The sequence below is a fragment of the Paenibacillus gallinarum genome (assembly GCF_014836635.1).
Taxonomy (GTDB): Bacteria; Bacillota; Bacilli; order Paenibacillales; family Paenibacillaceae; genus Paenibacillus; species Paenibacillus gallinarum.
Map to the genome: position 1 here is coordinate 19752 of NZ_JACSQL010000014.1, position 26198 is coordinate 45949.

At 40.4% G+C, this 26198-nt stretch carries 28 protein-coding genes; 22 read left to right on the forward strand and 6 right to left on the reverse strand.

All coding sequences use genetic code 11. The features are described from left to right. Positions 1 to 11: 11 nt before the first annotated feature. Complete coding sequence (locus tag H9647_RS26240; protein WP_191803904.1) at positions 12 to 1241, reverse strand: FxLYD domain-containing protein; 1230 nt, start codon at positions 1239 to 1241, stop codon at positions 12 to 14. Positions 1242 to 1446: 205 nt separating this feature from the next. On the opposite strand from H9647_RS26240, the gene H9647_RS21500 reads away from it, so the two are divergent. Both H9647_RS21500 and H9647_RS21505 read left to right on the forward strand, forming a co-directional pair. Beyond that, positions 1447 to 1629, forward strand: a complete 183-nt coding sequence (locus H9647_RS21500) for a hypothetical protein (RefSeq protein ID WP_191803906.1) — start codon at positions 1447 to 1449, stop codon at positions 1627 to 1629. A 240-nt stretch (positions 1630 to 1869) separates the two neighbouring features. Further along, entirely contained in the window at positions 1870 to 2418 is a 549-nt protein-coding gene (locus tag H9647_RS21505; protein WP_191803908.1) for a VanZ family protein, read from the forward strand. 192 nt (positions 2419 to 2610) lie between these two features. Here H9647_RS21505 and H9647_RS21510 read toward each other — a convergent pair whose 3' ends face one another. Both H9647_RS21510 and H9647_RS21515 read right to left on the reverse strand, forming a co-directional pair. Beyond that, a complete protein-coding gene (locus H9647_RS21510) occupies positions 2611 to 3375 on the reverse strand; it encodes a CPBP family intramembrane glutamic endopeptidase (RefSeq protein WP_191803910.1) in 765 nt (254 codons plus the stop codon). Between the two features lie 190 nt (positions 3376 to 3565). Further along, positions 3566 to 4777: a sugar efflux transporter gene (locus H9647_RS21515; protein ID WP_191803912.1), complete on the reverse strand. Its 1212-nt coding sequence runs from the start codon at positions 4775 to 4777 to the stop codon at positions 3566 to 3568. 135 nt (positions 4778 to 4912) lie between these two features. Here H9647_RS21515 and H9647_RS21520 point away from each other — a divergent pair, with 135 nt between their 5' ends. From H9647_RS21520 to H9647_RS21545, 6 genes are all read left to right on the forward strand, one after another. Next, positions 4913 to 5791 (forward strand): AraC family transcriptional regulator, encoded by an 879-nt coding sequence (locus tag H9647_RS21520; RefSeq protein ID WP_191803914.1) that lies wholly within the window; start codon positions 4913 to 4915, stop codon positions 5789 to 5791. A 165-nt stretch (positions 5792 to 5956) separates the two neighbouring features. After that, entirely contained in the window at positions 5957 to 6820 is an 864-nt protein-coding gene (locus tag H9647_RS21525) for an alpha/beta fold hydrolase (RefSeq protein WP_191803916.1), read from the forward strand. Between the two features lie 144 nt (positions 6821 to 6964). After that, positions 6965 to 7399 (forward strand): MarR family winged helix-turn-helix transcriptional regulator, encoded by a 435-nt coding sequence (locus H9647_RS21530; RefSeq protein WP_191803917.1) that lies wholly within the window; start codon positions 6965 to 6967, stop codon positions 7397 to 7399. 206 nt (positions 7400 to 7605) lie between these two features. Next, the gene (locus H9647_RS21535) at positions 7606 to 8004 is read left to right on the forward strand and encodes a DoxX family protein (protein ID WP_160035691.1); all 399 of its coding nucleotides are present in this window, start codon (positions 7606 to 7608) and stop codon (positions 8002 to 8004) included. Positions 8005 to 8050: 46 nt separating this feature from the next. Next, positions 8051 to 9001, forward strand: coding sequence for a ring-cleaving dioxygenase (locus H9647_RS21540; RefSeq protein ID WP_191803919.1), 951 nt, complete (start codon positions 8051 to 8053; stop codon positions 8999 to 9001). A gap of 35 nt (positions 9002 to 9036) precedes the next feature. Next, complete coding sequence (locus H9647_RS21545) at positions 9037 to 9648, forward strand: flavin reductase family protein (protein ID WP_191804073.1); 612 nt, start codon at positions 9037 to 9039, stop codon at positions 9646 to 9648. Between the two features lie 85 nt (positions 9649 to 9733). On the opposite strand, the gene H9647_RS21550 is transcribed toward H9647_RS21545, so the two are convergent. After that, positions 9734 to 11116 carry a phosphodiester glycosidase family protein gene (locus H9647_RS21550; protein ID WP_225229481.1) on the reverse strand — a complete coding sequence of 461 codons (1383 nt, stop codon included), beginning with the start codon at positions 11114 to 11116 and terminating at the stop codon, positions 9734 to 9736. Positions 11117 to 11428: 312 nt separating this feature from the next. On the opposite strand from H9647_RS21550, the gene H9647_RS21555 reads away from it, so the two are divergent. After that, entirely contained in the window at positions 11429 to 12136 is a 708-nt protein-coding gene (locus H9647_RS21555; protein WP_191803921.1) for a DsbA family oxidoreductase, read from the forward strand. A gap of 126 nt (positions 12137 to 12262) precedes the next feature. Beyond that, positions 12263 to 12436 carry a GapA-binding peptide SR1P gene (locus H9647_RS21560; protein ID WP_191803923.1) on the forward strand — a complete coding sequence of 58 codons (174 nt, stop codon included), beginning with the start codon at positions 12263 to 12265 and terminating at the stop codon, positions 12434 to 12436. A 136-nt stretch (positions 12437 to 12572) separates the two neighbouring features. Here H9647_RS21560 and H9647_RS21565 read toward each other — a convergent pair whose 3' ends face one another. Beyond that, positions 12573 to 13745: a cation:proton antiporter gene (locus H9647_RS21565; RefSeq protein ID WP_191803925.1), complete on the reverse strand. Its 1173-nt coding sequence runs from the start codon at positions 13743 to 13745 to the stop codon at positions 12573 to 12575. A gap of 378 nt (positions 13746 to 14123) precedes the next feature. Between H9647_RS21565 and H9647_RS21570 the strand changes: the two genes are divergently transcribed. From H9647_RS21570 to H9647_RS21615, 10 genes are all read left to right on the forward strand, one after another. After that, the gene (locus tag H9647_RS21570; protein ID WP_191803927.1) at positions 14124 to 14690 is read left to right on the forward strand and encodes a DUF420 domain-containing protein; all 567 of its coding nucleotides are present in this window, start codon (positions 14124 to 14126) and stop codon (positions 14688 to 14690) included. A 224-nt stretch (positions 14691 to 14914) separates the two neighbouring features. After that, the gene (locus H9647_RS21575; RefSeq protein ID WP_225229482.1) at positions 14915 to 15319 is read left to right on the forward strand and encodes a MarR family winged helix-turn-helix transcriptional regulator; all 405 of its coding nucleotides are present in this window, start codon (positions 14915 to 14917) and stop codon (positions 15317 to 15319) included. 24 nt (positions 15320 to 15343) lie between these two features. Next, positions 15344 to 15982 carry a nitroreductase family protein gene (locus H9647_RS21580; protein ID WP_191803931.1) on the forward strand — a complete coding sequence of 213 codons (639 nt, stop codon included), beginning with the start codon at positions 15344 to 15346 and terminating at the stop codon, positions 15980 to 15982. A gap of 11 nt (positions 15983 to 15993) precedes the next feature. Further along, positions 15994 to 16290 carry a putative quinol monooxygenase gene (locus H9647_RS21585; RefSeq protein WP_191803933.1) on the forward strand — a complete coding sequence of 99 codons (297 nt, stop codon included), beginning with the start codon at positions 15994 to 15996 and terminating at the stop codon, positions 16288 to 16290. Between the two features lie 297 nt (positions 16291 to 16587). After that, positions 16588 to 17538, forward strand: a complete 951-nt coding sequence (locus H9647_RS21590; RefSeq protein WP_191803934.1) for an ABC transporter permease — start codon at positions 16588 to 16590, stop codon at positions 17536 to 17538. After that, positions 17531 to 18478 (forward strand): iron chelate uptake ABC transporter family permease subunit, encoded by a 948-nt coding sequence (locus H9647_RS21595; RefSeq protein ID WP_191803936.1) that lies wholly within the window; start codon positions 17531 to 17533, stop codon positions 18476 to 18478. The genes H9647_RS21590 and H9647_RS21595 overlap by 8 nt, the downstream gene beginning before the upstream one ends. Next, positions 18475 to 19233, forward strand: a complete 759-nt coding sequence (locus H9647_RS21600; protein WP_191803938.1) for an iron ABC transporter ATP-binding protein — start codon at positions 18475 to 18477, stop codon at positions 19231 to 19233. Before H9647_RS21595 ends, H9647_RS21600 begins: the two co-directional genes overlap by 4 nt. 101 nt (positions 19234 to 19334) lie before the next feature. Then, a complete protein-coding gene (locus H9647_RS21605; RefSeq protein WP_191803941.1) occupies positions 19335 to 20345 on the forward strand; it encodes a siderophore ABC transporter substrate-binding protein in 1011 nt (336 codons plus the stop codon). A gap of 157 nt (positions 20346 to 20502) precedes the next feature. After that, entirely contained in the window at positions 20503 to 21411 is a 909-nt protein-coding gene (locus H9647_RS21610; protein WP_191803943.1) for an aldo/keto reductase, read from the forward strand. A gap of 36 nt (positions 21412 to 21447) precedes the next feature. Beyond that, the gene (locus H9647_RS21615) at positions 21448 to 21774 is read left to right on the forward strand and encodes a thioredoxin family protein (protein WP_191803945.1); all 327 of its coding nucleotides are present in this window, start codon (positions 21448 to 21450) and stop codon (positions 21772 to 21774) included. Positions 21775 to 21845: 71 nt separating this feature from the next. On the opposite strand, the gene bacA is transcribed toward H9647_RS21615, so the two are convergent. Further along, positions 21846 to 22643, reverse strand: coding sequence for an undecaprenyl-diphosphate phosphatase (gene bacA, locus H9647_RS21620; protein WP_191803947.1), 798 nt, complete (start codon positions 22641 to 22643; stop codon positions 21846 to 21848). 233 nt (positions 22644 to 22876) lie between these two features. Here bacA and H9647_RS21625 point away from each other — a divergent pair, with 233 nt between their 5' ends. Both H9647_RS21625 and H9647_RS21630 read left to right on the forward strand, forming a co-directional pair. Further along, on the forward strand, positions 22877 to 24628 hold the full coding sequence (locus tag H9647_RS21625) for a cache domain-containing sensor histidine kinase (RefSeq protein ID WP_225229483.1): 1752 nt from the start codon (positions 22877 to 22879) through the stop codon (positions 24626 to 24628). Further along, complete coding sequence (locus H9647_RS21630; RefSeq protein ID WP_191803951.1) at positions 24628 to 26184, forward strand: response regulator transcription factor; 1557 nt, start codon at positions 24628 to 24630, stop codon at positions 26182 to 26184. Before H9647_RS21625 ends, H9647_RS21630 begins: the two co-directional genes overlap by 1 nt. The last annotated feature ends 14 nt before the right edge of the window (positions 26185 to 26198 follow it).

Sequence of the window (26198 nt, forward strand, 5' to 3'; positions counted from 1 at the left end):
TTTCATGCCTCCTACTCTAAGTACCAAAATACATTGGTAACTGAAATTTCTGCCTGTTCGTATACCCCATAATATGAGGTTGAGAATTCCCCGGATTCACCCGGCTCCAGTCTAAAAGGAGAAACGTCAGCATATGCATTTCCGATGTAAGCTCCGGAAGAGGAACTGAAAACATCAAGATCTATGCTGACTGAATAGATTGGACGAGTGGCTGTATTCGTGACGATTCCCGTGATAGATAGGTCTCCATAATCGTCTAGCATAGCTTTGAGATCTGTTACTTCAACTGCAGCTGTGCGGTTGTTTAGATCCTCTTCTTCTGCTTTCTGCTGAGCAAGCTGTATGCGCTCTGCTTCTGCTTCTTCAAACTCTCGTTTTGCTTCTACAATCTGGTTTCGGTACGTTGTAAGTTTCTCATTATCTGAATCATAAGACAGCCCGTTATCGACTATATTCAGGGCACCGACAAAATCCTTTTTTCGTTGTTTTTCTTCTGCTGAAGTATAACTAAGACCAACAATTTTATTAATAATTTGAGCTTTAACAGCGACGGCTTCTTTTCCGCTGAGGCCTTTAATTTTGTCAAGTTTGTCGGATAGTTCATCTACTGTGGTTAGCTTATCCAGCTCTCCTTTAACTCGAAGGACTGCCAATTTGTCCTGATTAGCTGCAAGTTCTCTCTGAAGATATCCAAACAGCGGTTCTTTTCGTTTGCCAATGGTGGCTTGAACTTGCTTCAGGAGCTTCTCTCCTTCATTCAACTTTAGTGTTTTTAGCTGCGCAGAGGCATTACTAAGCTTCTCCTGAAGTAGAGCTGCTTTAGATGCAAGCTCCAGATCACGCGTCAGCGCGGCGAAATCAGGGCGTTTTTCTTCAGCCTGCTTCAGTAGATTAACGGCATTTGAATAATTGCCTTCAAGTGCCTCTTCTTTTGCCTTCAGCTGTAAATTCAAAGTTTCTTGGTTTATGGAATGTTCGTACTGATAAAACAGTAGTAATCCCAAACCCACAACTCCCGCGAGAAGAAGGGGAATTAACCAATGAAAAACACTAATTTTCTCTTTACGTGGCTCTGTTTTTTGATTCATAGGATCGGGATTAACTTCCGCATTGCTCAGTCCACTGCCTGCTGCTAATTCAATAACAGCTTGTTGTAAATCTGTAGTTAATAATCTTGACCCGCAGCTTTTGCACGATTTCTGTTCTGAAGCACATTTTGCCCCACATTGATGACAATACACCTTGCTACCCCCAGCCTCTTTTTTCTAATCAGTAACAAAATAAAACCTTGGAACTATAAATGGTTAGGTCATAAGCGAGATAAATGGTGCAATAGACCTAACCCGTTGTTTAATATACCATAATGTGGAATTGAGAGAGAAGAAAAATTTAATAGTTTATCGAATCAAAAATAATAGTTTTTTGTCATTTAGCTGGTAATGTCAGATGTATAATGCAGATGAAGAACTGACGGACAAACAGACAAAAGAGGCACAGGCTGAGGATTTTTATAGGAAAAGAACAAGCGATCGCTATAGAGATAATGTAATCCAAGTGATGTTTGAATCACGTCTTCTAGCAATAGTCCAACCAAAGACTAATAAAACTAAAAATTTAAGAAAAATTTAAAATATAATCTACTCTTTATTTAAGAAGTTTCTACTATTCTATAAACAAGAACAAAGGGAACGATCGGTGAAGGCTTTTTGTTTATCCAAGTGAAGTCTAACTTATGAAACAGATACTGTATAAGCAGTTTTGCTAAAAGAGTAAAGATAATCTCAAGCTCTACGAAAACTTTCTTTATTTCATAGTCTATTAGTTTTATCAATCATAATAATGAAAGTAACAAGATGGGAGGGATTCAAGATGCAAACAGAGACGACACAAAGAAAAAGCAGAACATACATCGTCTGGATGTTATTACTGCTATATATTTGTTTTTTATTTAAAGTCATATTGTTCAAGTTTGGTTCAATTGAGATATGGCCCATACTGAGTAAAATACATCAAACTCTGGTTGACCCGGGCTCTCTTGTAGACCGATTGGATACGGCAAATCTTGATCTATTCCGAACACTGAGACGGCAGGCAGCTCACCCCAACTTACGAAATGTAGTTAACATAATAGGAAATTTTGTTATCTTTATCCCGTTTGGTTTTTTAATTTCAATGGGAATAAAGAAGGCAAGCTCGGGAATTGTTGTACTCATTGGTTCGTTTGGAATGAGCCTATGCCTGGAAAGTTTACAGCTGATCCTCTCCATGGGGAACTTTGATGTTGATGATCTCTTGCTTAACACGCTTGGCGGTGTTGCAGGGTATATAGTTTATTATTTATGTGTTGCATTAAAAGAAGTGTTTCATCTTACGATTTCTTTATCAGCACCAGCCAAAACAGAAAGAGCCTGCCACTAAATGGCGGGCTTTTTATATTAAAGGTATAAACTATTCACCCATAAAATCATTCATGTTAACCTAACAAATGATTAGGCTCGTTAATGATTAACTCCGTAGATGAAAAATGCCATGAATCATTTATATCATGAAGTTTATATTTGAAAAGCTACCTGATAAGATACCTGTCCCTGTTGCAGAGGACGCTTTCTTTTACACATTTACGTTTCGAGTATCAGGTATGTCAGGTACGTTCTTTGTCTTGGCAGCCATACCTCGCCATAAGTATACGGAGTACACCAGCATAATTCCAATAATGAGGTAATCTATAGCGGCAGGTTCATTTGCATTACCTATAGAATTCCCCATAAATTGAAGGAAGTTATTCAGTCCATGAAAGAGGATAGGAATGACGATGGATTGCCGATGAACAACAAGCAGGGAAAGGACCAGCCCGACCATAAATGCATAAATAATTTGAAAAAGGGTATCAATGAGAGATTGCCCGCCAATCAGCTGAAGAGAGTGGGTAATTGCAAACAGAAAGCTCGTCGTAAAGACGGCAACACGAAAGCCTTTGGAAAGGAGAAGCCTGAGCATAAAGCCACGGAAGAACAGTTCTTCTACTAATCCAATGACTAGGATCTGTATAAGGAGCATGATAAAAAGATCAGGTAAAGAGGATGTGTTCAGCCCGTGATTACCGTAAGCAATGAGGAAGAGTACAAGGAGCAGCGGCAAGGAGTAAAGTAAAGTCTTCTTAGCTGAAGAGGGGGAGGTAAAGAAGTAGTGTTTCCACTTGTTCCCCACAAGCAAATAGATGAGGATACCAAGTGCGAGCGGGATCACCCCAATAAACTGAAGCAGAGGACTCTCTGGAGAAGTAATGGATACAAAGGCTCCGTTCGCTGTAAAGAAGACCATTAATAATAATTCGAGCCCAATAATACTAAGAATAATCCTTGTGTTTGTTCGCAAAATGACTGCCCCCGATATGTATAATTTAGTTATTGAAATAAACAGTTAATCAACAATCTATTTCATCTATCTAACTATATTACAAAAATGTTGTTATAAGAAGTTAATGTATAAAAATCTACATAAAAAAGCCCATCCTCTCCTAAAAGAGAATGAGCTGGTTATTGGAAAGTTTGGAATTGAGACCGGATTATACCGCTAATTTCTGTGTCCCATTTTTCGAGTGTCGTTCGCTTACCACAAGCATGATGGCCGCAGCAGTAACAAGTATAAAACAGAGTATGAAAGAATAACGGTAACCTACGATACTGGCTACTCCTCCGCCAACAAGGCTGCCTACCAGTCTGCCGATCGTAGATGAATTCGAGTAGAGCGTAGATGCATATCCAGGCATGCTTGGAAGCAGATCCTGCATGTAGCTGATGCCGATGGCTGAGATGACCGCAACAAAGAAGGCAAGCAGTAACTGTGCAGCAAGCAGTTGCCACATCTCACCTGAGATGACGACAACGAGATAATAAGCTCCTCCTAGAATAGCGCCATACATCATCAGAATGCGGTTACTGTACTTTGAGCCTAGCAGACCCAGCATAATCATAAAAGGAATTTCCAAAGCAGCACAAATGCTGCTAACAAGACCGACATCTCTTGTGGTCCCGCCTAGATTGTTAGTAATAAAGAGGGCTGTGTTTAGGCTGCTCATCCAGTGGGCTATATATAGCAGTGTCAGAATAAGAAAAGGAAGCAAGATCGTCCGATTTTGATGCAGCCGTATACTTTGTGCCGTACTGCCTGTGCTGCTGGTCTTTAGCTCAACATTTGATTTCAGGAATGTAAAGACGAGAAAAGCGACAAGAAGAAAAATACCGATCGTCCCTGAGAAAATGCCACTAAAACCAACTGCTTCTAGAAGCAGGGTACCGAATAATGGACCTGTAATAAAACCAAGTGAGAAGGCGGAACGTAAGGTAGAATTAGCAAATGAATGATCGGTAGACTGGCTCTTCGTTACAGCTTCTCTAGCAATCGCAAATAATTGGGGCATACCCGGTGCACCAAGTGCTGTGAACACGGTCATATATATGAACAGGATCGTAAAATCCTTAATGAGCAAGTATCCACTAAAAGCCAAGGCGTTACAGAGGGTGGAGACGATATAGATATGTTTCCGATTCAAACCGAGGTCAGAGCGTTTCCCTATAAGTATGCTGACCCAGATTCCAGCAATTAAAGTGACTGCAAGAAAAACACCAAATACCCCTACAGATACACCGAGTTGCTCTGTAAAATAAATCGATAGAAAGGGTGCACTGAGTGAGATCGCCATTCCCTGCAGCAACATACACAAAAAGAGTAGGGCATAAGAAGGAATAGAAAATAGTCCAATGAGTCTTTTTATCATGATAATAAGTTACTCCTCTATGTTGTTTAGAATTAGATAGTCAATCGCGTTATAGTATACTTGAAAAAGGCAATAATAATATATACGGTATTTAACTGAAAACCTCAACTATTTGGCTAAAGGGGTTATTTTACAATGGATATAAGATTACATGCTTGTTCTTATTCTTTACATAATCGTCCTTTTAAAACATCTTATAATCCACCGCCATTCTATTTAATTCGGCTTCAGGTGCTGGGCTTTGCACAAGCTCTAGTTCATGGAGAAATGAAACAAGTTTCACCCGGAGATCTTCTCATGTATCCTCCAGGGGAACCTTATCATTTAAGGGTAGGAAAAGAGGGGGAGGATACGGAAAGTGGAGACTACTTTTTACTGTGTGACGGAAGCTGGATGGATGAATGGTGGAGAAGACATGACCGCGATACGCTAAAACGAATTCCACTAGACGATCATCTTTTGTACTTATGGCAGCAGTTGTCTATCGAACAGCACCGTGTAAATCGGAACAACCAGGAGATCATAGGTCACTTGTTATGTACGTTACTACTAACGATGGATCAGGTAACACTGGACACTGGTCAAAAGCAAGGACAGGATTCCGTTCGAAGTAATGAACTCGTTGTCAAGATGAAGCAATATATTAACGATCATGCACTTCGTCCTCTCCGGGTGGAAGAAGTGGCTCATCATGCTGGACTGAGTGTATCGAGAGCTGTGCATCTATTTAAAGAGGTAACCGGTTATACAATCATCGGATACGCTGGTGAGATCCGTTTGTCACATGCTATCGAGCGGATTCAGTATACAGAAGCAAGTCTAGAAAGTATTGCATACTCCTGCGGATTTGGTACGTACTCTTATTTTCATAAATGTTTTAAAGAAAAAGTGGGATGTTCACCAAGCGAGTTTCGTAAACGCCCAGTTTTAGTTGGAAAAGACAATCAGCACTATGGTACGATACAGACTATTTCCGGAATTTCACCGGATGCTTACTGGTTTCTCCGTTCCTAAGCTTCTACTGGATTGCTGCCTTCCTTTGTTACCTGCTGCGTTTGGATACATCAGACCAAGGTTAAATATACTCACAAGGTTTAGCTCAGAAACTACGTGATGATAAGGGAAGTCATATCAGTAAAAAGGATCGAAGTTTATTTATTCCTGTTAGGAGGAGAAACGATGGGACGTTATGTACAAGTTGAAGAAAACGTAAAAATATATGTGGAAGATATAGGGGAAGGGTCTCCTATTATTTTCCTTCATGGATGGCCAGCTAATCATAAAATGTTTGAATATCAATTTTCCCGTTTGCCCGCTAATGGATATCGTTGTATTGGTATTGATTTTCGTGGATTTGGTAAATCGGATGCTCCGTGGGAGAACTATTCCTATGATCGACTCGCCGATGATGTGAGGACGGTTATTGATGAGCTTGGGATTACAAATGCTACATTGTTTGGTTTCTCCATGGGGGGCGCGGTTGCGATAAGATATATGGCCCGTCATAACGGACATGGGGTTAAGAGTCTCGTATTGGCAGGGGCAGCAGCACCGGTGTTTACGAAACGGGATAATTTTGATTATGGAATGGACCCTGAGGAGTTCACCGAACAGATGATTGTTGCTACTTATGAAGATCGGCCGAAGATGCTGACTAAATTAGGACTTCAATTTACAAAAACCAAAACAAAAGCAGGTATGATGATTTGGCTCCAATCGCTTTGTTTACAAGCTTCGCACCATGGAACAGTTAAGGCAGCTTTGTCTTTAAGGGAAGAAGATTTGCGTTCAGATTTGCCTAAAATCAAGGTGCCGACCGTTATTTTTCATGGATCAAAGGACAAAATCTGTGAACCGAATCTGGCTAAACTCACAAGTGAAGCAATTGCTGGTTCCAGACGGATCATGTTTGAAGAAAGTGGCCATGCCATGATGTTTGACGAGCAGGCTAAATTTAATGAAGAACTTCTGCTTTTTCTAAACACGGAGGATTTGCTTCATAGAGGCAAAGATATAGATCATGTAAATGCCGTGTCAAAATAAAAATGGGCCGAATCCTTTCATATTTTTCATGGGAGGCTTCGGCTTATTTCTTTTGTGAAAAAAGAAGGTTGCATTTTAGATAACAAGGATGTATATTAATAATATCTTAAATTTAAGATAATTTACGAGAGAGGGATGAACGTAATGATTAATAACTCATTATCATTGAAGTTGTTCGTTATTCTCTCTAAAGCTTATAAGGTAATTATGGAACAAGCAGTAAAGGATATGAAGAGACATGGATTATCTGAGACTGAATTTGCGATGTTGGAACTTTTGTACCATAAAGGCAGAATCCCCATGCAGCAAATGGGTGAGAAGCTGCTGATTACGAGCGGTGGTATTACCTACACTGCGGATAAGCTTGAGAACAAAGGACTTCTAAGAAGGGTTGCTTGTCCGTCTGACCGCCGAGTAACTTACGCGGAGATTACGGAACAGGGAGATGGAATGTTTCATGAAATCTTTCCAGAACACCAGAAAGTAATCGAATCTACAATGACCGGACTAACTGATGAAGAAAAGGTAGAGGTAATTGATTTGCTGAAGAAACTTGGTTTATCCGCACAGAACACTTAGCTGCTCATACATTGCATAAGAATGAAAAAAGCAGCTGTTAAACTTGTAGATCACTGTACGAGTGATTTTGATCAAAGTAACAATCAACAATAAGAAGAATCTATTTTTTTACATAAATATCTTAATATTAAGATAAATGGCTCTAAACTAACTGTTGATGATTATATTTCAAACACATAAATGAACAAAGAAAAGGGGAATTACAAATGGTAGGAACAGGATTGCTAATTATTCGCTTGGTGGTAGGACTTATTTTTGCAGCACATGGAGCACAGAAATTATTTGGCTGGTTTGGCGGTTATGGTCCCAAAGGTACAGGAGGATGGATGGAGTCCATTGGAATTAAACCAGGTGTGGCTGCAGCCGTGATGGCAGGACTTGTTGAATTCGTAGGCGGGATTGCTTTTGCAGCAGGACTCTTCACTCCAGTTGTCGCTGTACTGCTTGCACTTACGATGATTGTAGCCATGGTCAAGGTGCATGGACCCAATGGTTTCTGGGCAACAGCAAATGGTGTTGAGCTTAATGTCATTCTCATGGCAGTGCTGATCGGTGTCGCTTTTACAGGGGCAGGAGCTTACTCTATTGATGCTTTGATTCAGTAAAACGAATAAATATGATTAACTTACTATATTAGAAGAGGTGAACAAGATGAGACAACAAACGGCAGGAATTCATCATATTACAGCTTTCGTATCAGATGCACAAAAAAACGTGGATTTTTACGCAGGGGTTCTTGGGTTACGACTTGTAAAAAAGACAATTAACTTTGATGCTCCGGATGTCTATCATCTTTATTTTGGTAATGAACAAGGGAGCCCGGGCACGGTCATCACTTTCTTCCCATTCCCTACGGGACGTAAAGGAACAATAGGCGGAGGACAGGTCGGCTGGACAACGTATGCAGTGCCCGTCGGTTCACTTGAGTTCTGGAAGGAACGTTTGAATAAATTTGGTATTTCATATACCATGGTAGAACGTTTTTCAGAAAGTTATGTTCAGTTTCGAGATGTCGATGGACTACAGCTTGAACTTGTAGAGAGAGAAGAAGGACCTGCAAGCCAGTGGACCTTTGGCGGAATACCTCCTGAGAAAGCAATTAAAGGATTCGGCGGGGCTCTGCTTTACAGCACAGATCCAGAGAAAACGATGAAGACACTCGAGAATACGCTCGGTTTGACCAAAGTAGGGGAAGCTAAGGGGGCTGTTCGTTTCCGCTCAACTGGAAATCTCGGCAACCTGATTGATGTAAGCAAAACACAGGTAGCACCAGGGAGAAACGGGATCGGGATCGTTCACCATATTGCCTGGAGGGCAGCGGATGAAGCGGACCATATCCGCTGGAGTGCTGCCGTAAAAGCAGATGGATTTGAGCTTACCCCTGTAAAGGATCGGAATTACTTTAAAGCGCTCTATTTCCGGGAACAAGGGGGAATTCTGTTCGAGATTGCTACAGATCCTCCTGGATTTACTGTGGATGAACCTGAGGCAGAGCTGGGTGAAAGCTTAATGCTGCCAGAATGGTATGAGAATAAACGCCCTGTGCTTGAACAGAATCTTGTACCCATTGTTGTTCGTGTGCTGGAACAGGATCAGATGTAAGTAGAAAAGGAGCTGATTTTCAAATGGGCATGTCTATGCGAACGATTGATCCTCTTACTCAAACAGAAAGAGAAAATTATAAGCTTCTCACAGGAAGTATTATTCCGAGACCGGTTGCTTTTGTGACAACTTTATCGGAAGACGGAACGATTAACGGAGCTCCTTTTAGCTATTTTAATATCGTAACCGCGGATCCTCCAATGATCTCGATCTCAGTACAGCGGAAAAATGGACATTCGAAAGACACTGCACGTCATGCAATGTACCAGAAAGAGTTTGTCGTTCATATAACCGACGAGATGAATGTCGATAAGATTAATCAGACTGCGGAGAGCTTACCTCCTTCCGAAAGTGAGATTGAAAAGGCCGGACTAACTGTGGTTCCAAGTGACCTAATACAAGTTCCTGGAGTAAAAGAGGCGAAATTTCGTATGGAGTGTGTACTTGAAGCAGCGTATCCCTTAGGAGGAACAGAGAGTGCTCCTGCCTGTGATTTAATCATCGGCCGGGTTGTTCGTTTTCATATTGCTGATTCCTTAATCGATCATGGCCGAATTGATGCGAACGAACTTCAGCCGGTTAGCCGCCTTGCAGGGAATCATTACTCGAAGCTGGGTCCGATGTTTTCACTAGAGCGCCCTAAATAAAAAAAGAATGAAACTGCTCCCTGTATAGATAAAGGTAAGCCTCCTACCATCATGGTAAGAGGCTTACTTGGTTGATTTCAGAATGTTACCACACTAGAGAATTCCCAAAAACAAGTCCATTGCTAATCAGTCTGCCGGGGGAAGTAATTGTTTTTCCACTAACATAAAGTCCAGACGAAGCGCCACCGTCCATATTCATGGCCTGATATGCACCAAGCTTAAGCATAATACTTCCCCACTGCTTCATGGTTGCTCCAGATACGGTGGCAAGCATCAGTGATCCATCTTTCTTAATAGCTATTGCGCTGCGAGCACCGCTGTCAGTTAGAATTTTGGAACTGCTGAATCCTTCACTGGTCGGATTAACGCTAAGTTTACCGTTCGTTACGAGTCTCGGTCCTGCTCCGATGGCTGTATGAACGTCATCCCAATTGATTTTCTTTCCTGCAGCATTATTGAACGTTATATTGTAGTCAACATAGGAACCTACCTTAAACTTATCTGCCATTTGCTCTTCTGTGCCGGTAAATACCAGTACATAGCCATCTTTAGGAATAGAGGCATTCGTATTTTTGGCTACTTTCGTGACTTTATCATTCCGGACTGTTACAGCTGTTCCGTAGGCAAATCCAACGTTTGTTCCACGTTTTGGCGTATATAATACCGCAGAAGTTTTTCCTTTGGTCGGAGTCCGGTTAACAAAATAGACATACCAATTCTGCGAACGTCCCTGGTCCTCTTTTACGGTCCCGAGAAGCCTTACGCGCAGCGTATCCATTACCGCAGATCCGTCCCATTTAAACCCAATCGAAGTACCGCTGTTACCAATATGTTCGATAATTCCGTCACTGATGATCATCCCATACGGGTCAGGTACGCCGCCGTACGCTTCAAAGTAAGTTCCGTTTATCCCAGCCTGCGCTTGATACTTACTTACTATAGAGGATAAGGACTGTGTAGCACCAACCTTTCCATTAGCTAGTCCAGCAGTGACAGGCATTCCTTTAGGTAAAGTAACCGTCTGTACCGTAAATGTTCTGCCTGCGGTTTTTACTTTCTTGGCAGCATATACCGGTTTTGCAGAGGAGGTGCTTTTCTTAATGGTCACAGGTAAAGAGAGTGTTCCTTTATAACCGGGAGTAGTAACCGTCACTTTGATGTTGGTTGTACCCTTAGAGATCGGAATAATGACTCCGTTTGAATTAACCCGGGCAATTTTAGTATTTCCTGAAGAATAGGTAACCCGCACTTCCTCTGATTGCTTCAACTTTGCTGCCAAGGGCAGGCGTTTATCCGTAGTTAATGTTATGGAAGGGGCGGGGTAAGTCAATTGAACTTCCTGAACGGGTGCTGAAGTAGCCTCCGCATGAGAGATCTGAAAAGAAAGTGAGGCAGGAAGTGATAACGACAGGAATAAAAACGTGAATAAAATGAAAATAGAGTTTCTTACATACGCGTATGACGACATAAGAGAGTAAATCCTCCTTTTACAATATGAAATCTAAGTTATTATCGGTCAGAATGGAGGGTTTACTTACAAGGTAGGATCTATTGTTACTTCATACCATTAATTTACTGTTCTTGATTATGGTTAACTATCATTCTATAGCAACTATATTCTAGTATTTAACCATCTGAAACATTAAAGGGATAAGTTGTTTTATTCACGAAGTGAACTAATGAAAATTAGGTTCTTTGTGGATTTATAGAAAGAATATATGATATGATTGCCAAAATAAGTTACATTAAGTAAGTAACAATATTTTCGGGAGGTTATAAAATGAAAATCGAAATTTGGTCGGACTATATGTGTCCCTTTTGCTATATCGGAAAACGCCGCTTTGAAGAAGCTTTGGAGTCGTTCCCTCATAAAGATCAGGTTGAAGTCGTTTATCGTAGTTATGAACTGAATCCAAACGAAGCACGCTATACAGAACAGACAACTTACGACAGTCTTGCGAAAAAGTACGGAATGTCTGCTCAAGAGGCAAAATCAATGACAGAAAATGTCGTAGCGCAAGCGCGTACTGTTGGACTGAACTATAATTTTGACGTTCTTAAACCAACCAATTCGTTTGATGCGCACCGTTTAACTCATTATGCTGCAGAGCAGGGGAAAGCGAGTGAGATGACAGAATCACTTTTCTCCGCTTATTTTGAAAAAGGTGAACATATTGGTAGCAGAGAAGTTCTCATTCGTCTTGCTGGAGAAGTTGGAATGGATACGAAACAGGTGGAGAGGATGCTGGAAGAATCGAACTATGCTGAGGAAGTACGCAGAGATGAGAAACAAGGTGCTGATCTTGGGATTCAAGGCGTTCCTTTCTTTGTAATTGACCGTAAATATGGTATTTCGGGTGCTCAGCCACTTCAAGTGTTTACAGATGCATTGACGCAAGCATGGTCTGAGTCGCAGCCACTGAAAGTCTTTGGAGACAGTGAGGATGCTTTATGTAAGGATGATTCTTGCAGTTTACCTGATAAATAAAATGATCCTCATAACAAATGTCTGGCAGTTACTGCTGGGCATTTTTTTATCACAGGAGAGTCATAAAAATTGATAACGCTTACTATATATGAAGAGAAGAAATGAACAAAGAGGAGGTTTACTTAGGTGGAGAAATACAAGAGCTCTATTCCGCTGGGTGTGATTTTGTGTCGGGACTGTTATAGTGAGCTCGGTGTGCAGGAAACAGACCGTGTCCAGATTTTCTACTCTTCTTGCGGTTCAGTTCATTGCAAAGAAGCGAGACTGAATTCGGAGTACGAACAATATTTGGACGAATAATGAATTTATTTCACTCTTACTCTTATATAGGTAGATGATGATACAGGGTACCAAGTAATACTCAATATAAAAAAATGAAAACAGGCTTATACATCCCTTAATTTACTGGATGTATAAGCCTGTTATTTATATATAATTAGTTGTTGTTCTCTAATGTAGATCCTTTTTTATTAGAAAACATAATTTTAAGAAACGGCGGTGTCACTAGTGTGGTTACAATGACCATAATGATGAGTGATGTGTAATATTCAGGATCAAGCAGACCGGATGCAAGACCTGTACCTGCGATGATCAGAGCGACTTCTCCCCGAGAAATCATACCAGCTCCGATGGAAAAAGACGAACGTCCATTAAATCCAGTCAAACGCGCACCTAAGGCTCCGCCCAGCAGTTTCGTCAAAATAGCAACGACACTAATTACGATGATGAATCCAATCTGAGATCCGACGCCTTCAAAGTCGACATTTAGTCCAATACTTACAAAGAATACAGGAACAAACAAACTGTAAGCGATCGGTTCAAGCTTGCTTTCAACCGTGTGCTTAAATTCGGTTTGTGAAATAGCAATCCCTGCGGCAAATGCACCAATAATACCTGCTATACCCATCCATTCAGCAAAATAGGAAAAGGCGAGTGCAATAATGATTCCGCCAGAAATCACAGTTTCTGTTACTTTCAGTTTGGCGAACCATTTCATCACTACAGGTACTACCCAGATGGACGCGGCAATGATGACTCCAAAGAAGAGCACTTTCTTTCCAATAAGACTACCAATACTTACGCTTTCTCCACTTGTTCCGAGAACACTCATCATTATTGCCAGCAAGATGACAACGAGAATATCATCAACAACAGCGGCTCCCAGAATGGTGGTACCCTCTTTTGAACTTAGTTGGTTCATTTCTTTTAGCGTTTGTACAGAGATACTTACGGAAGTAGCACAGAATAGAAGACCGAAGAATAGAGCGTGATGATTCTCCATACCGAAGCTCAGTGCTGCTCCATATCCCCCGAAGAAAGGTAAAATAACCCCGCCTACGGCAACAGCTAAAGCAGCCTTCCAGTTCTGACGAAGCTGATCCAAATCGGTTTCGAGACCAGCAATAAACATAAGAACAAGTACGCCGATTTCTGAGAATTCATGGATAAACGACGTCTGTTGAACCCACCCAAGGATCGCCGGGCCAAGAATAACCCCTGCAATTAATTCACCAAGGACGGAAGGCTGTCCTAACTTGACCGATAGATGGCCTGCAATTTTGGTAAAGATAAGAATGAGCACGAGGTGTAAAATAAAAATAAAATCCATCGTTGTTCCCCTTTCGAAGTAGGTATATATTGTCCGCATGTGAGGGAATCTTCATGTTTACACACAAAAAAAGCCTATTTACGCAAGATCCCCATAAATACGCCTGAAAATAGACAGAAGGGGGCCTTGTGTGCCAGACTCCTCCTGTGAACAATATATGTAATTTTTGTTGTACTTTACGTTTCTCCTCTTATTGTACATTCTTTTATATCAAATGGAAAGGGGAATCCTTATCCATTCCTAGAATCAAACCTTTCGTATAAACCCCATCACAAAAAGACCCTCAATAAAGTTCAGAGTGTTGTCACTTAACAATTCCCTATTATGAAGTTTATAATTGAAGTAAGGATTTACCTATAGAGGAGGATAACGTTCGTTATGAAGAGCAAAGGTATGAAAGAGAGTGACTACGTCCCGACGACGAAGAAGAATTTTGCGGGAATCATTATTAGCTTTTCATTGATTGCCAATGTTATTATATTGCTGCTCTTTTTTGCGCCAGTAGGTTATAACGGTGAAGTGCATTTTGATTATACAATACTTCCACGGATTAACGCAGTACTCAACAGTTTTACTTTTATCTTTTTGCTGGCAGCACTCATTGCTATTCTAAAGAAAAATGTTAAGATTCATAAACGATTTGTAATTGCAGCATTTGCTTCTACATTGTTATTTCTAGTAACCTATCTTACCTTCCATTACATTTCTCCGGAGACATCAAAGTTTGGGGGAGAAGGATTTATTCGTCCTGTGTACTTTACCATTTTGATCACGCATAGCTTTTTAGCTGCTGTCATTGTGCCGCTTGCTCTTTTCTCACTCGTGTGGGGCTGGACAATGCAGGTAGAAAAACACCGGAAGATTGCGCGATGGACGATGCCTATTTGGCTTTACGTAAGCTTTACAGGTGTAATTGTGTATCTTATGATGGCACCTTATTATTAAGACCGAGTAGTTGTATTCAGTCTCTATAATGTCTAAGAAATATGGATGTATAAAAGGCCGGAATGTCTCTTTTCATAGAGACGTTTCGGTTTTTTTTGCAAAAAAAACTTGCATTTTAAGAAAATAAGGGATATGATTGACCCATCAACCATTGATGAGTCAATGATTTGAAGGAGGTCTTTATTATTTCTACATGTCGTACGGAAGACCTATTGTATTTGCTTATGCATCTTAATAAGCACATCGCTACCCGGTTTGAACGCTGTGCGGGTGTAAGTCCTAATCGGCTTGAACTTTTATGTAAACTGACGGGTGGAGAAATCAGCCAATCGGATCTACAGAAAGCAGTATCAATTGATCCTGCTGCAGTGACGCGTCATGTTCAGCAACTGGAGGCGGAAGGGATACTACTCCGCACGAGAAGCGAGAACGATAACCGGATTACGTTAGTTCAGCTGACGGAAGAAGGAAAAAACAAAGTAGCGGATTTTAAAGCGGAAAAAGAACGATTTATGGAGGAACTGCAATCTGATCTCACGGAAGCAGAGCGCCTTCAGTTTATTGAAACATTACAGAAGCTGAACAACCAGATCCACCAAATGAAAGATCCCAGAAAGACGAATAAATGATATAGATAAAAGGAGCTTATAACCATGACTGTAAATACAGTAATTAAAGATTACAACGAAGTAATTTCCTCCCGCCGTTCGGTGCGAGTGTATGATCCTTCGGTTAAAATCAGCCGTGAAGAAATGACAGAGATTTTGGAAGAAGCAACACTCGCTCCATCTTCTGTTAACCTTCAACCATGGAGATTTCTAGTTATTGATAGCCCAGAAGGCAAAGCAACACTTGAAGAGTTGGCACCAGGAAACTTGCACCAAGTGAAAACTTCGTCTGCAGTCATTGCTGTATTTGGAGATATGAATGCATTCGACAATGCAGATGACATTATGAGCAGTGCAGTAGAACGTGGGTTTCTTCCACAAGAGGTGAAGGAACAGATTATGGCGAACTACACAGATCTGTTTGGTCGTATTTCAGCAGGTGCATTCCGCGAAATGATCGTAATCGACTGCGGATTGGTTTCCATGCAGCTCATGCTTTCTGCTCGTGCTCACGGATATGACACAAACCCAATTGGCGGTTACGATAAATCCCGAATTGCAGAAGCATTTGGAATGGATAAAGAACGTTATGTACCTGTAATGCTGATTTCAATCGGTAAAGCAGCTAAAGAAGCACGTAAGACAACTCGTCTGCCTATAGACCGTGTTGCACAGTGGAAGTGAGGAGGATACCTATGATTATTATTCATGCAGAAATGAAAGTGAACCATGCTGTAGAGTCTGAATTTCTTGAAGCAGTAAAAGAATTAGTAGAGGCATCACGCGCTGAAGAAGGCAATGTTTCATACAAACTTTTTAAAGATACAGAGCAAGAGAACACGTATCTAATGATCGAGGAATGGAAAGATCAGGAAGCGGTAGCTTCTCATAATACGAGTGCTCATTTCCAGGCGTTTGTAGCTAAAGCTCCAAAATATCTGATAGCTCCACTAAATGTTCAAGCTTATGCAGGTCAGCTTATTAATAAATAATATATTGGCTTAAGAAGATATAAAGAAAAGGTCAATTCATTATAAGATTCGCTTTGACGGCGGGGAGACTAGCTAATCTAGTTTCTTCGCCGTTTTTTTACTGAGCAAATTTATTGCCTAATAGGATTGACAGATGAGAATGAAATGATACAATGAATCTTGTGTCCAATTGATAATGAATATCATTATCTGAGACAATTAATACCAGAGTTTCCTACATAATGATTGATCCGTTTTTTTCAGATGTAAGTAGTAACCCTATCCTCCTGAATAAACGGAGAAGAGGAAGGAACGGTTATGAAGAAGCGATACTTATTTATTCTACTTTTCATCTTATCCCTTCTTTCCGTTTTTATCGGAGTAAAGGATATCCAGCCTTGGGATTTGCTGAACTTAGATGAGATCCAGAAGCAGATTTTACTGGAAAGCCGATTACCAAGGCTTGCAAGTTTACTCATTGCTGGGATTAGCATGAGTATATGTGGACTTATTATGCAACAGATTACACGCAACAAATTTGTCTCTCCAACCACAGCGGGAACAGAAGATTCAGCTAAACTTGGCATTTTGGTGTCTATGTTGCTGTTCGCTACTGCACCTCCGTTAGTGAAGATGCTTATTGCTTTTGTATTTGCACTGGCAGGGACATTTATATTTACGAAGATTCTAGAGAGAGTTAAATTCAGAGATACAATTTTTATTCCGCTTGTGGGAATCATGTTTGGTAATATTGTCGGTTCAATCACTACATTTTTTGCATACAAACACGATCTGATCCAAAATATTTCCTCTTGGCTGCAAGGAGATTTCTCCATGATTATCTCTGGCCAATATGAGCTCATCTATATCAGTATACCACTTGTCATTATCGCTTACTTTTATGCGAACAAGTTTACGGTAGCGGGTATGGGAGAGGAATTCGCTGTCAATCTCGGACTTAACTATAAGTGGATTGTCAATATCGGTCTTATCATCGTTGCGATGGTTACCTCTGTCGTTATTTTGACGGCAGGTATGATCCCTTTTCTTGGTCTGATCATTCCTAACATCGTGAGTATGTATATGGGTGATAACCTTAAGAAAAGTCTCTCTCACACTGCTTTAGTGGGTGCAATTTTCGTATTGATCTGCGACATCCTGGGTCGGATCATTATATACCCATATGAGATACCGATCGGTTTAACGGTTGGCGTGCTCGGCAGTATCATCTTTATTTTCTTGCTGATGAGGAGAAAGGCCTATGAATAACAAGACTAAGATTACACTTCTCGCTGCTCTTGCCGTTGCTCTTATTGGAATCTTTGTCTTTGTCGATCTAGGCAGTAGCTGGCGTTATGTTCTTCCTAGAAGAGCAATGAAGATTCTCGCTATTGTGATAACGGGAAGCGCCATCGCTTTCTCATCCATGATATTCCAGACCGTCACGAATAATCGGATTTTAACACCAAGTGTGCTGGGGCTTGATTCACTTTATATGCTCATCCAAACCTTTATTATTTTTATGTACGGATCAGCACAAGTATCTTCCCTCAGCAAGAATATGAATTTTATTATTTCGGTAGGTCTGATGGTGATGTTTGCAGGGGTCTTGTATAAACTTCTGTTCAAACGTGAAGGAAGAAATTTATTTTTCTTGCTTCTCATCGGTTTAGTGATGGGAACGTTATTCCAGAGTATGTCGACCTTTATGCAGGTTATTATGGATCCAAATGAGTTTTTAATTGTGCAGGATCGCATGTTCGCTAGCTTTAATAACGTGAATACAGATCTTGTCATTGTATCGATTATTGCCTTTGCCGCAATCGGGGTTTATTTTACAAAATTCAGTAAGTATATGGATGTCATGTCGCTAGGTCGGGAACATGCTGTTAATCTTGGAGTTCCTTATAATCTGGTTGTGCGCCGGATGCTGATCATTGTCGTGATTCTAGTATCCATTTCTACAGCACTTGTAGGACCTATTACTTTCCTAGGACTTCTTGTCGTCAATGTAACTTATCAGATGTTTAAGACTTATCAGCACAAAGTAATGATTCCAGCAGCGATGCTAATCAGTATTAGTGCGCTTGTAGGCGGTCAGATGATTGTTGAGCGAGTCTTCACTTTTTCAACAACACTGAGTGTCATCATTAATTTTATCGGCGGTGTTTACTTTATTTATCTGCTACTTAAGGAGAATAAATCGTGATAGATGTGAAAGAGGTATCCAAACTATACGGTAACAAGTATGTGGTAGAGAATGTAACTACCAATATCAAAAAAGGGAAAATCACTTCTTTTATCGGGCCTAACGGTGCGGGAAAGAGTACCTTGTTGTCTATGGTAAGTAGGCTCATAAGCAAAGATCACGGTGAAATCTTCATTGATGGAATGGATGTAAGCAACTCTAAAAGTGGAGATCTTGCGAAGAAAATAGCAATTCTCAAGCAATCCAACCACATAAATGTAAGACTAACAATACGTGATTTGGTTAGTTTTGGCCGGTTTCCTTATTCTCAAGGCAAGCTAACCAAAGAAGATTGGGCATTTGTTGATGAGGCTATCGAGTACATGGAACTTCAGGATATGCAGCACAAATTTTTGGATCAGCTGAGTGGAGGCCAGAACCAAAGAGCATTTATCGCCATGGTTATTGCCCAAAATACGGATTATATTTTGCTGGATGAGCCGCTGAATAATCTGGATATGAAACACTCAGTTCAGATCATGAAAGTACTGCGGAAGCTTGCAGATGAACTGGGGAAGACGGTTGTTATTGTTATCCATGATATCAATTTTGCATCCTGTTACTCAGATTACATCGTAGCACTAAAGGATGGCCAAATCGTAAAAGAAGGTACGACGGATGAAATTATTGATCCTGTGGTGCTGAAAGAAATCTATGAGATGGATATACCTGTCCAGATCATTGATGGGAACAAAATTTGCGTGTACTTCCGGTAAAGTAATTCGGGCTTAAGAAGAAAGAAAGGGGTTCCTAACTCTTTAGAGTTAAAAGAGATATTTTGTTCATTATTAACCAAATAATAGTCGAGGTGATTCTAATGAAAAAATTCAAGTTATCTTCTATTTTTACACTAGTTATGGTTATGATGCTTACGGTAGTACTGGCAGCTTGCGGCAGTGACTCCAAAGAAGCAGAAGGCGGAGCTGAGACGAACGCAGCGGCTGGCAGTAATGGAACAGCAGAACAAGCACAACAATCGGAAGTAACGATTGCCCATAAACTGGGTGAAACCACACTTGAGACCAATCCTGAGAAAATAGTTGTTTTCGATATGGGGATTCTCGATTCTCTCGACAAATTGGGTATTGAAGTTACAGGGGTTCCACAAGCGAATCTTCCTTCTTACCTAGAAAAATATAAAGATTCCAAATATGAGAATGTAGGAAGCTTGAAAGAACCGGATTTCGAAAAAATTGCAGAAATCAGCCCTGACCTGATCATTATCTCTGGTCGTCAATCTGATTCTTACGAAGAACTTAGCAAAATCGGAAAAACCATTTATCTTGGAGTAGATACAACTCGCTACATGGATTCTTATAAAGAAAACATGCAAGTTCTTGGACAAATTTTCAACAAAACAGATGAAATAAATACAGAGATTGCGAAAGTTGAAGATGAAATTAAAGCACTAAATGAAAAAGTAACAGCAAGCGGTAAAAATGCTCTGATCATCCTTGCTAATGAAGGTAAAATCAGTGCGTACGGTACAGGTTCCCGTTTTGGAATTATCCATGATGTGTTTGGTTTCACACCAGTAGATGAAGCGATTGAAGTTTCAACACATGGTCAAAGCGTCTCGTTTGAGTACATTGTAGAGAAAGATCCAGACTACCTGTTTGTTGTAGACCGCGGTGTGGTTGTTTCATCGGATGAGAAAGCAGCTTCTTCTGCTAAAGATTTGGTTGAAAACAGCTTGGTGAAAAACACGAAAGCATATAAAGAAGGTAACATTGTTTATCTAGATGCGAACTACTGGTACTTGTCCGGTGGAGGTCTTACTTCTGTATCTGGAATGGTAAGTGAAGTAAGTGCTGCATTTGAAGAATAATTAAAAAACTAATAGTTGATGATGGATGCGCATAGGGTACAGGTAAAGGAAGGTTTACCTTCTACCCTATGCGTATTTTTGTGTTCTTTATTCTTCATGCTACAATACTAATATTGTCATCTTAACTTTATTTCTATAATTGGAAGGAGGTCTCACAGTGAAAATGAATAGGCTTGGTTCATCTGATTTAATGGTAAGTGAAATTGGACTCGGATGCATGTCACTAGGAATAGATGAGAAGGTAGCGATTCCGCTTATACATGAAGCGATTGCTCATGGCGTTAATTTCCTAGATACGGCTGATATTTACGATGATGGACGTAATGAAGAACTGGTGGGGAAGGCTCTCAAAGGGCGCAGACAAGATGTAATCATCGCTACGAAAGTAGGAAACAGGCGTTTGACCGGTCAAGAGGGACTCCGCTGGGACCCAAGTAAACAGCATATTAAGAACGCTGTCAAAGATAGTTTACGCAGACTTCAAACCGACTACATTGATCTTTATCAGCTGCATGGCGGTACTATGGAAGATCAAATAGAAGAAACGATTGAGGCCTTTGAGGAATTAAAGCAGGCCGGACTCATCCGTTATTATGGGATTTCTTCAATACGTCCAAATGTGATTCGGGAGTATACCCAGCATTCTTCGATCGTTAGTGTAATGAATCAGTATAGTTTGCTGGATCGTCGCGGAGAGGAAGAGGTGTTTCCTTCTCTTCATGAACATGGTATAAGTGTCATAGCGAGAGGGCCGGTGGCTGGCGGAGCACTGGCAGATGGCAGAGATGATAAAGCTCTAAAAGGGTATCTTGAATATACACCCGAGCAAATCAAGGAGATTCGCGAGAAATTAGCAGCATTTGTTACAGAAGAACGGAGTATGTCCCAACTAGCTATTCGGTATGCGCTCTCACACCCTGCTGTTGCTACTGTCATTCCTGGTGCCAGCTCGAGGGAACAATTGCTTAGTAATATCGGGGCTTCAATGACCGAGCCACTAACGGATAAAGAAAAAGATAAGCTCAGAAGATTGACCAGAGCCAATCAATATACACAGCATTTATAATATGATCCTATAGGCTAAGAAAAGAGGAAAAAAGATATGGAACGAATCGAAAGTGAAGAACAATATCAGGATTTAATCAACGGTGATCGTCTGACGGTTATAAAATTTGATACAAACTGGTGCCCAGACTGTAAAAATCTAGACCGTTTTATCGGTGATGTAATAGACAAACATCAAGACAAACAATTTTTTGCTCTAGATGCTGAGAAATTCCTGACGATTGCGGAACAAAATCAAGTGCGCGGTATTCCAAGCTTGCTTGTGTTCAAAGATGGGGAGAAAATCGCACATTTGCACAGTAAATGGGCGAAAACACCAACCCAAATCTCTGATTACTTGGAGACTTTGGAATCTAAACAGTAATGCAAGATGATGGAGAATGAAAAAGGAGCTTTTCCTAAGCTGATTAGCAGCAAAAGGAGAGGCTCCTATTTTTATAAGATGATAAACAAAAGAACAAGGGCAAGGCCAAACCGGTAATAAGCAAAGGTGGAAAGTTTCCACTTTTTCAAAAGGGAAAGGAACGTTTTAATCGCCAGCATACCGACACAGAAAGAAGTCAGAAGCCCGATTGCAAAATAAGGGATATCCTTTACGGATAGAATGTCTGCACTTTTCCATAAGTCGAGGGCGGTAGCCCCAAACATAATAGGCACGGAGACAAGAAAAGTGAATTCAGCCGCTGCCGTATGACTGACTCTTGCAAGAAGTCCGCCTGAAATTGTGGAACCGGAACGAGAGAACCCTGGCCAAAGCGCTAAAATTTGAAACAGTCCAATCATAAATGCTTGCTTGTAGGTGATATCATCTACGGTTTGTGCTATCGGTTTCTTGTGCCATTTCTCTGCTGCAATCATAAGCAGTCCGCCGGCAATGAGGCTGTAGACTACAGTGCTTGGACCAAATAAATATTGTTTTATCACATCACGAAACAGTACCGCAGTAATAGAAGCAGGCAGCATTGCTAGAAAGATATGAAGCAGGTTCAGGCGAGGCATGACACGATCACCAGGTTTGACGGTGAAAAAACCGACAAAGGTTCTCCAGTAAAGAACGACGACAGCAAGTACAGCTCCGAGCTGGACAACAACTTCGAACGTTTTGACATTTTCCTGATCCGTAGAGAGTCCGAGCAAGTGAGCGGTGATAATCATATGACCCGTCGAGGAAACAGGAAGAAACTCAGTCAGGCCTTCCACAATTCCCATTATAATTGATGAAAAAATATCCATTGCTTGTCCCCTTCCCAATCGGTAAATTAACAATCAGAGAAATTCCATACTCATCAATATATAGTACTCATCAGTTTGTCCTGTAAGAACTAATGAAATATGTATTTACTTGTCGAGAATGAACAATCCAGACATTACAATTTATGATAAAATAAGTAGTATAGATGTGTAAGCGCTTATATAGATCTGGGGTGTGTTGATTGCTGTCAAAGATTGTCCGGCGTACGAATGATATGAAGCTTAAACATAAGCTTGTCATCAGCTATGTGCTTGTCGTCATGATTCCCGTACTCATCATAGGTGTAGGGGTGACCTACTATTTCAGACAGCAGGCGATGGATCAGGCAATACAGCAGGCAGAAAACAATGTAGAGCGTATCAAAAATCAGACCATGACGCTGCTTCGAGTGCCTATGGATATTTCTAATCTGCTTTTATTTAATAGCGAGATAAAAGAAATTGCGAACACCAAATTTGCGAATATGCTGGAGCTGACGCAAAGTTATCACTCTTTTACCTTGTTTAACGACTATTTACAGCAATATAGAGAATTATATGGGATTCGCTTTTTCTCTTTTAACTCTACCTTGGTTAATAATTATGAATTTATACCCGTTGATACTCAGATAGAGAGTGCTTCTTGGTTTAAGAAAGCAATGGAATCGACGAGTATTGGTTGGTTCTATATTCCGAATTCAGAAGACTATCCGGCAGATACACTGAGTCTTGTGCGAGGCGTTCAATTTCCTGAATATCAGAGCCGAGGTGTGCTCATGGTACTCATTAACCGCGATGAACTTAATAATATGCTGAGCCAGGAACCTTTTAATACGATGATTGTAGATAGTCAGGGGTATATTGTCGCTGCAAAAGATACGAAACTTGTAGGATCTACTTTTGAGTCCCTTAATATGGGGGTTGATCTTCGATCTCAAAAAAAAGGGCTTATCGAAGCAAACGTGTATGATGAACCTTCAAATATTATTGTCGATGAAATGACCCCATCTTCGAGTATGAATGGTTTTCAAATCGTATCTATTTTTTCGAAGGAAAGTATAGTAAGCAACGCAAAGGAAATCAGCCTAATTGGGATGTTGTTTATTATTCTTGTGCTTTTTGTGGCTATGGCTCTTGTATACGTAATATCGCTGCTTACGACCAATCGTTTACTCCGTCTCAGCAGGCAGCTTAATCGATTGGCACTGGGAGATTTAAAGGTCGTTTCGCAAGTAGACGGTAATGATGAGATTGGTCAATTATCAAGACAGTTTAATCATATGGTATCAAGTATTAATGGGCTTATGGAACAAGTCGTGGAGACAAGTGAGCAGAATAATCGGCTTGCGATCGCACAAAAGGAAATTAAGCTTAAAATGATGGCTAGTCAAATCAATCCTCATTTTTTGTTTAATGCACTAGAGTCTATTCGAATGAAAGCACATATTAAAGGAGAAGCAGAAATTGCAAACATTGTGCGTTTACTAGGTAAACTCATCCGCAAAAATCTTGAAATCGGTAGTGGTAAAACAACGATTAAAGCAGAAATGGAAATGGTTCATTCCTATTTACAAATTCAAAAGTTTCGCTATGAAGACCGGCTTGATTTTGAACTTAGCATTCAAAAAGGAATAGAAAAAGAGCATATACCGCCGCTTATTATTCAGCCGCTTGTAGAAAATGCGATTGTGCACGGTCTGGAGAATCAAGAAGAAGAGGTTAGAGTAGAGGTTACCATTTATGAAGAGAATGACCTTGTTCATTTTACAGTTCAAGATAATGGAGCCGGAATCCGCCCAGAACGACTGAAGGAAGTAATCACGTCTATAACAGGCCCTGATGAACAAGAGAATAGTAGAATTGGTCTGCGGAATGTACATCAGCGGCTAACCTTGTCCTATGGGGAAGAGCATGGTCTAATCATATCCAGTAAGCCCGGAAAAGGTACAAAAATTGACTTTACGGTTCCTAAAGGAGGAAGCAAATAATGTATAGCGTATTAATAGTTGATGATGAACCTATGATTAGAGAAGGGCTCAAAACGATTATTAACTGGGAAGAAGAGGGCTATACGGTGATTGATACCGCTTCTAACGGAAGAGAAGCTATTGAAAAGCATCATCATTTGAACCCGGACCTTACAATATTAGACATCCGTATGCCAGGTCTTACTGGACTTGAAGTTATCGAACATCTCCGCAAAGAAGGGAAAAAGGGTCAATTTCTTATCTTAAGTGGACATGCAGATTTTGATTATGCCAAAAAAGCAATCAGTTTTGGTGTAGGCGGATACTTATTAAAACCGGTAGATGAAGAAGAAATGGTGGAAGAACTGGAGCGGATTAAAGCACGTCTAGACAAAGAACAAAGTGTAAAGCAGCGTAATACAAATGAAGACTTTTTTTATCGTGAACATGTAATTGAGTCTATACTGCACGGTGGACAGGTATGGACCGCTGAAGACGTGAAAAAATATGATTTATATTGGCCTTCCTATCAGGTAGTCCTTATTGAAGTATATAATGAGTCTTCTACTCACATGAGTACAGAAATAAAGAAGGAAATGACAGATCTGCTTGCTTCATCGAAGAGAGGGATTGTTTTTACAGCGGGAAAATACATTGGCTGTTTGCTTAAAACACCTCTGGTTACTAATGATGAACGGCATCGCTTTTATGATGAAACCGTTATGACTCTTAAAAGATTCTCAAGCCCTGTGTATATAGCAGCCGGGACGGGTGTATTACATATGGAAGAAATGAAGACATCGTACAATGAAGCTCTGCACCTACTTGAAGAGCGCTTCTTTTTTACCGAACCATCGGTTTTGATGAGAAGAGAAGATTATGGGCTAAGTATGCCTATAGAAGAGAGAGGAGAAGAATTACAAGGACTAGATGAAGATAAAATCACAGATACACTTTACTATGCTTTAGACATACGAAGTAAAGATTTATTATCACGTGTTCTAGATCATTTCCAGCAGTGGGTGTTGACAGAGGACTACACAGAACATGAGATTAAAAACATGATTACTAAAATTGCTGCGGTTGCTTTGAACAAGCTTTCTCTAGTAAATTCCGAGACAAAACTAATTGCGACGGAACATACAGCTATGTTATCGGCATTATATCAGCAGCCAACGTTCATTGCGCTTTTGGATACATTGCAACTTCAATTTTCGGAATTGATTCAGAAGCTTGGTGTAAATAGTAAAGATACCGTAATCAAACAGATGATTGATTTTATAAAAAGAAATCCAGGAGATCACCTCAAGCTGGAGGTTCTTGCTGAAGTTTTTAATTATAATAGCAGTTATTTGGGGAAATTGTTCAAAAATTATACGGGTGAGTCTTTTAATGTGTTCTTAGATAAGGTTCGTATGGAGAAAGCAAAGTCACTTCTTGAAGAAGGACTAAAAGTCCATCAAGTATCAGACCAAATCGGTTATGCTAATGTAGATTATTTCCATACCAAATTCAAAAAATATATGGGTATTTCTCCTTCTGCTTATCGAGATCAGTATAAACAGCGTCAAAATTAGAACAAAGTTTCATA

Bases quoted from the DNA above. Each gene is read 5' to 3' on its own strand.
- H9647_RS21500 (WP_191803906.1), top strand. From the start codon at position 1,447: ATGTATAATGCAGATGAAGAACTGACGGACAAACAGACAAAAGAGGCA.
- H9647_RS21505 (WP_191803908.1), top strand. From the start codon at position 1,870: ATGCAAACAGAGACGACACAAAGAAAAAGCAGAACATACATCGTCTGG.
- H9647_RS21515 (WP_191803912.1), bottom strand. From the start codon at position 4,777: ATGATAAAAAGACTCATTGGACTATTTTCTATTCCTTCTTATGCCCTA.
- H9647_RS21520 (WP_191803914.1), top strand. From the start codon at position 4,913: ATGGATATAAGATTACATGCTTGTTCTTATTCTTTACATAATCGTCCT.
- H9647_RS21525 (WP_191803916.1), top strand. From the start codon at position 5,957: ATGGGACGTTATGTACAAGTTGAAGAAAACGTAAAAATATATGTGGAA.
- H9647_RS21530 (WP_191803917.1), top strand. From the start codon at position 6,965: ATGATTAATAACTCATTATCATTGAAGTTGTTCGTTATTCTCTCTAAA.
- H9647_RS21535 (WP_160035691.1), top strand. From the start codon at position 7,606: ATGGTAGGAACAGGATTGCTAATTATTCGCTTGGTGGTAGGACTTATT.
- H9647_RS21540 (WP_191803919.1), top strand. From the start codon at position 8,051: ATGAGACAACAAACGGCAGGAATTCATCATATTACAGCTTTCGTATCA.
- H9647_RS21545 (WP_191804073.1), top strand. From the start codon at position 9,037: ATGCGAACGATTGATCCTCTTACTCAAACAGAAAGAGAAAATTATAAG.
- H9647_RS21550 (WP_225229481.1), bottom strand. From the start codon at position 11,116: ATGTCGTCATACGCGTATGTAAGAAACTCTATTTTCATTTTATTCACG.
- H9647_RS21555 (WP_191803921.1), top strand. From the start codon at position 11,429: ATGAAAATCGAAATTTGGTCGGACTATATGTGTCCCTTTTGCTATATC.
- H9647_RS21565 (WP_191803925.1), bottom strand. From the start codon at position 13,745: ATGGATTTTATTTTTATTTTACACCTCGTGCTCATTCTTATCTTTACC.
- H9647_RS21570 (WP_191803927.1), top strand. From the start codon at position 14,124: ATGAAGAGCAAAGGTATGAAAGAGAGTGACTACGTCCCGACGACGAAG.
- H9647_RS21575 (WP_225229482.1), top strand. From the start codon at position 14,915: ATGCATCTTAATAAGCACATCGCTACCCGGTTTGAACGCTGTGCGGGT.
- H9647_RS21580 (WP_191803931.1), top strand. From the start codon at position 15,344: ATGACTGTAAATACAGTAATTAAAGATTACAACGAAGTAATTTCCTCC.
- H9647_RS21585 (WP_191803933.1), top strand. From the start codon at position 15,994: ATGATTATTATTCATGCAGAAATGAAAGTGAACCATGCTGTAGAGTCT.
- H9647_RS21590 (WP_191803934.1), top strand. From the start codon at position 16,588: ATGAAGAAGCGATACTTATTTATTCTACTTTTCATCTTATCCCTTCTT.
- H9647_RS21595 (WP_191803936.1), top strand. From the start codon at position 17,531: ATGAATAACAAGACTAAGATTACACTTCTCGCTGCTCTTGCCGTTGCT.
- H9647_RS21605 (WP_191803941.1), top strand. From the start codon at position 19,335: ATGAAAAAATTCAAGTTATCTTCTATTTTTACACTAGTTATGGTTATG.
- H9647_RS21615 (WP_191803945.1), top strand. From the start codon at position 21,448: ATGGAACGAATCGAAAGTGAAGAACAATATCAGGATTTAATCAACGGT.
- bacA (WP_191803947.1), bottom strand. From the start codon at position 22,643: ATGGATATTTTTTCATCAATTATAATGGGAATTGTGGAAGGCCTGACT.
- H9647_RS21625 (WP_225229483.1), top strand. From the start codon at position 22,877: ATGAAGCTTAAACATAAGCTTGTCATCAGCTATGTGCTTGTCGTCATG.
- H9647_RS21630 (WP_191803951.1), top strand. From the start codon at position 24,628: ATGTATAGCGTATTAATAGTTGATGATGAACCTATGATTAGAGAAGGG.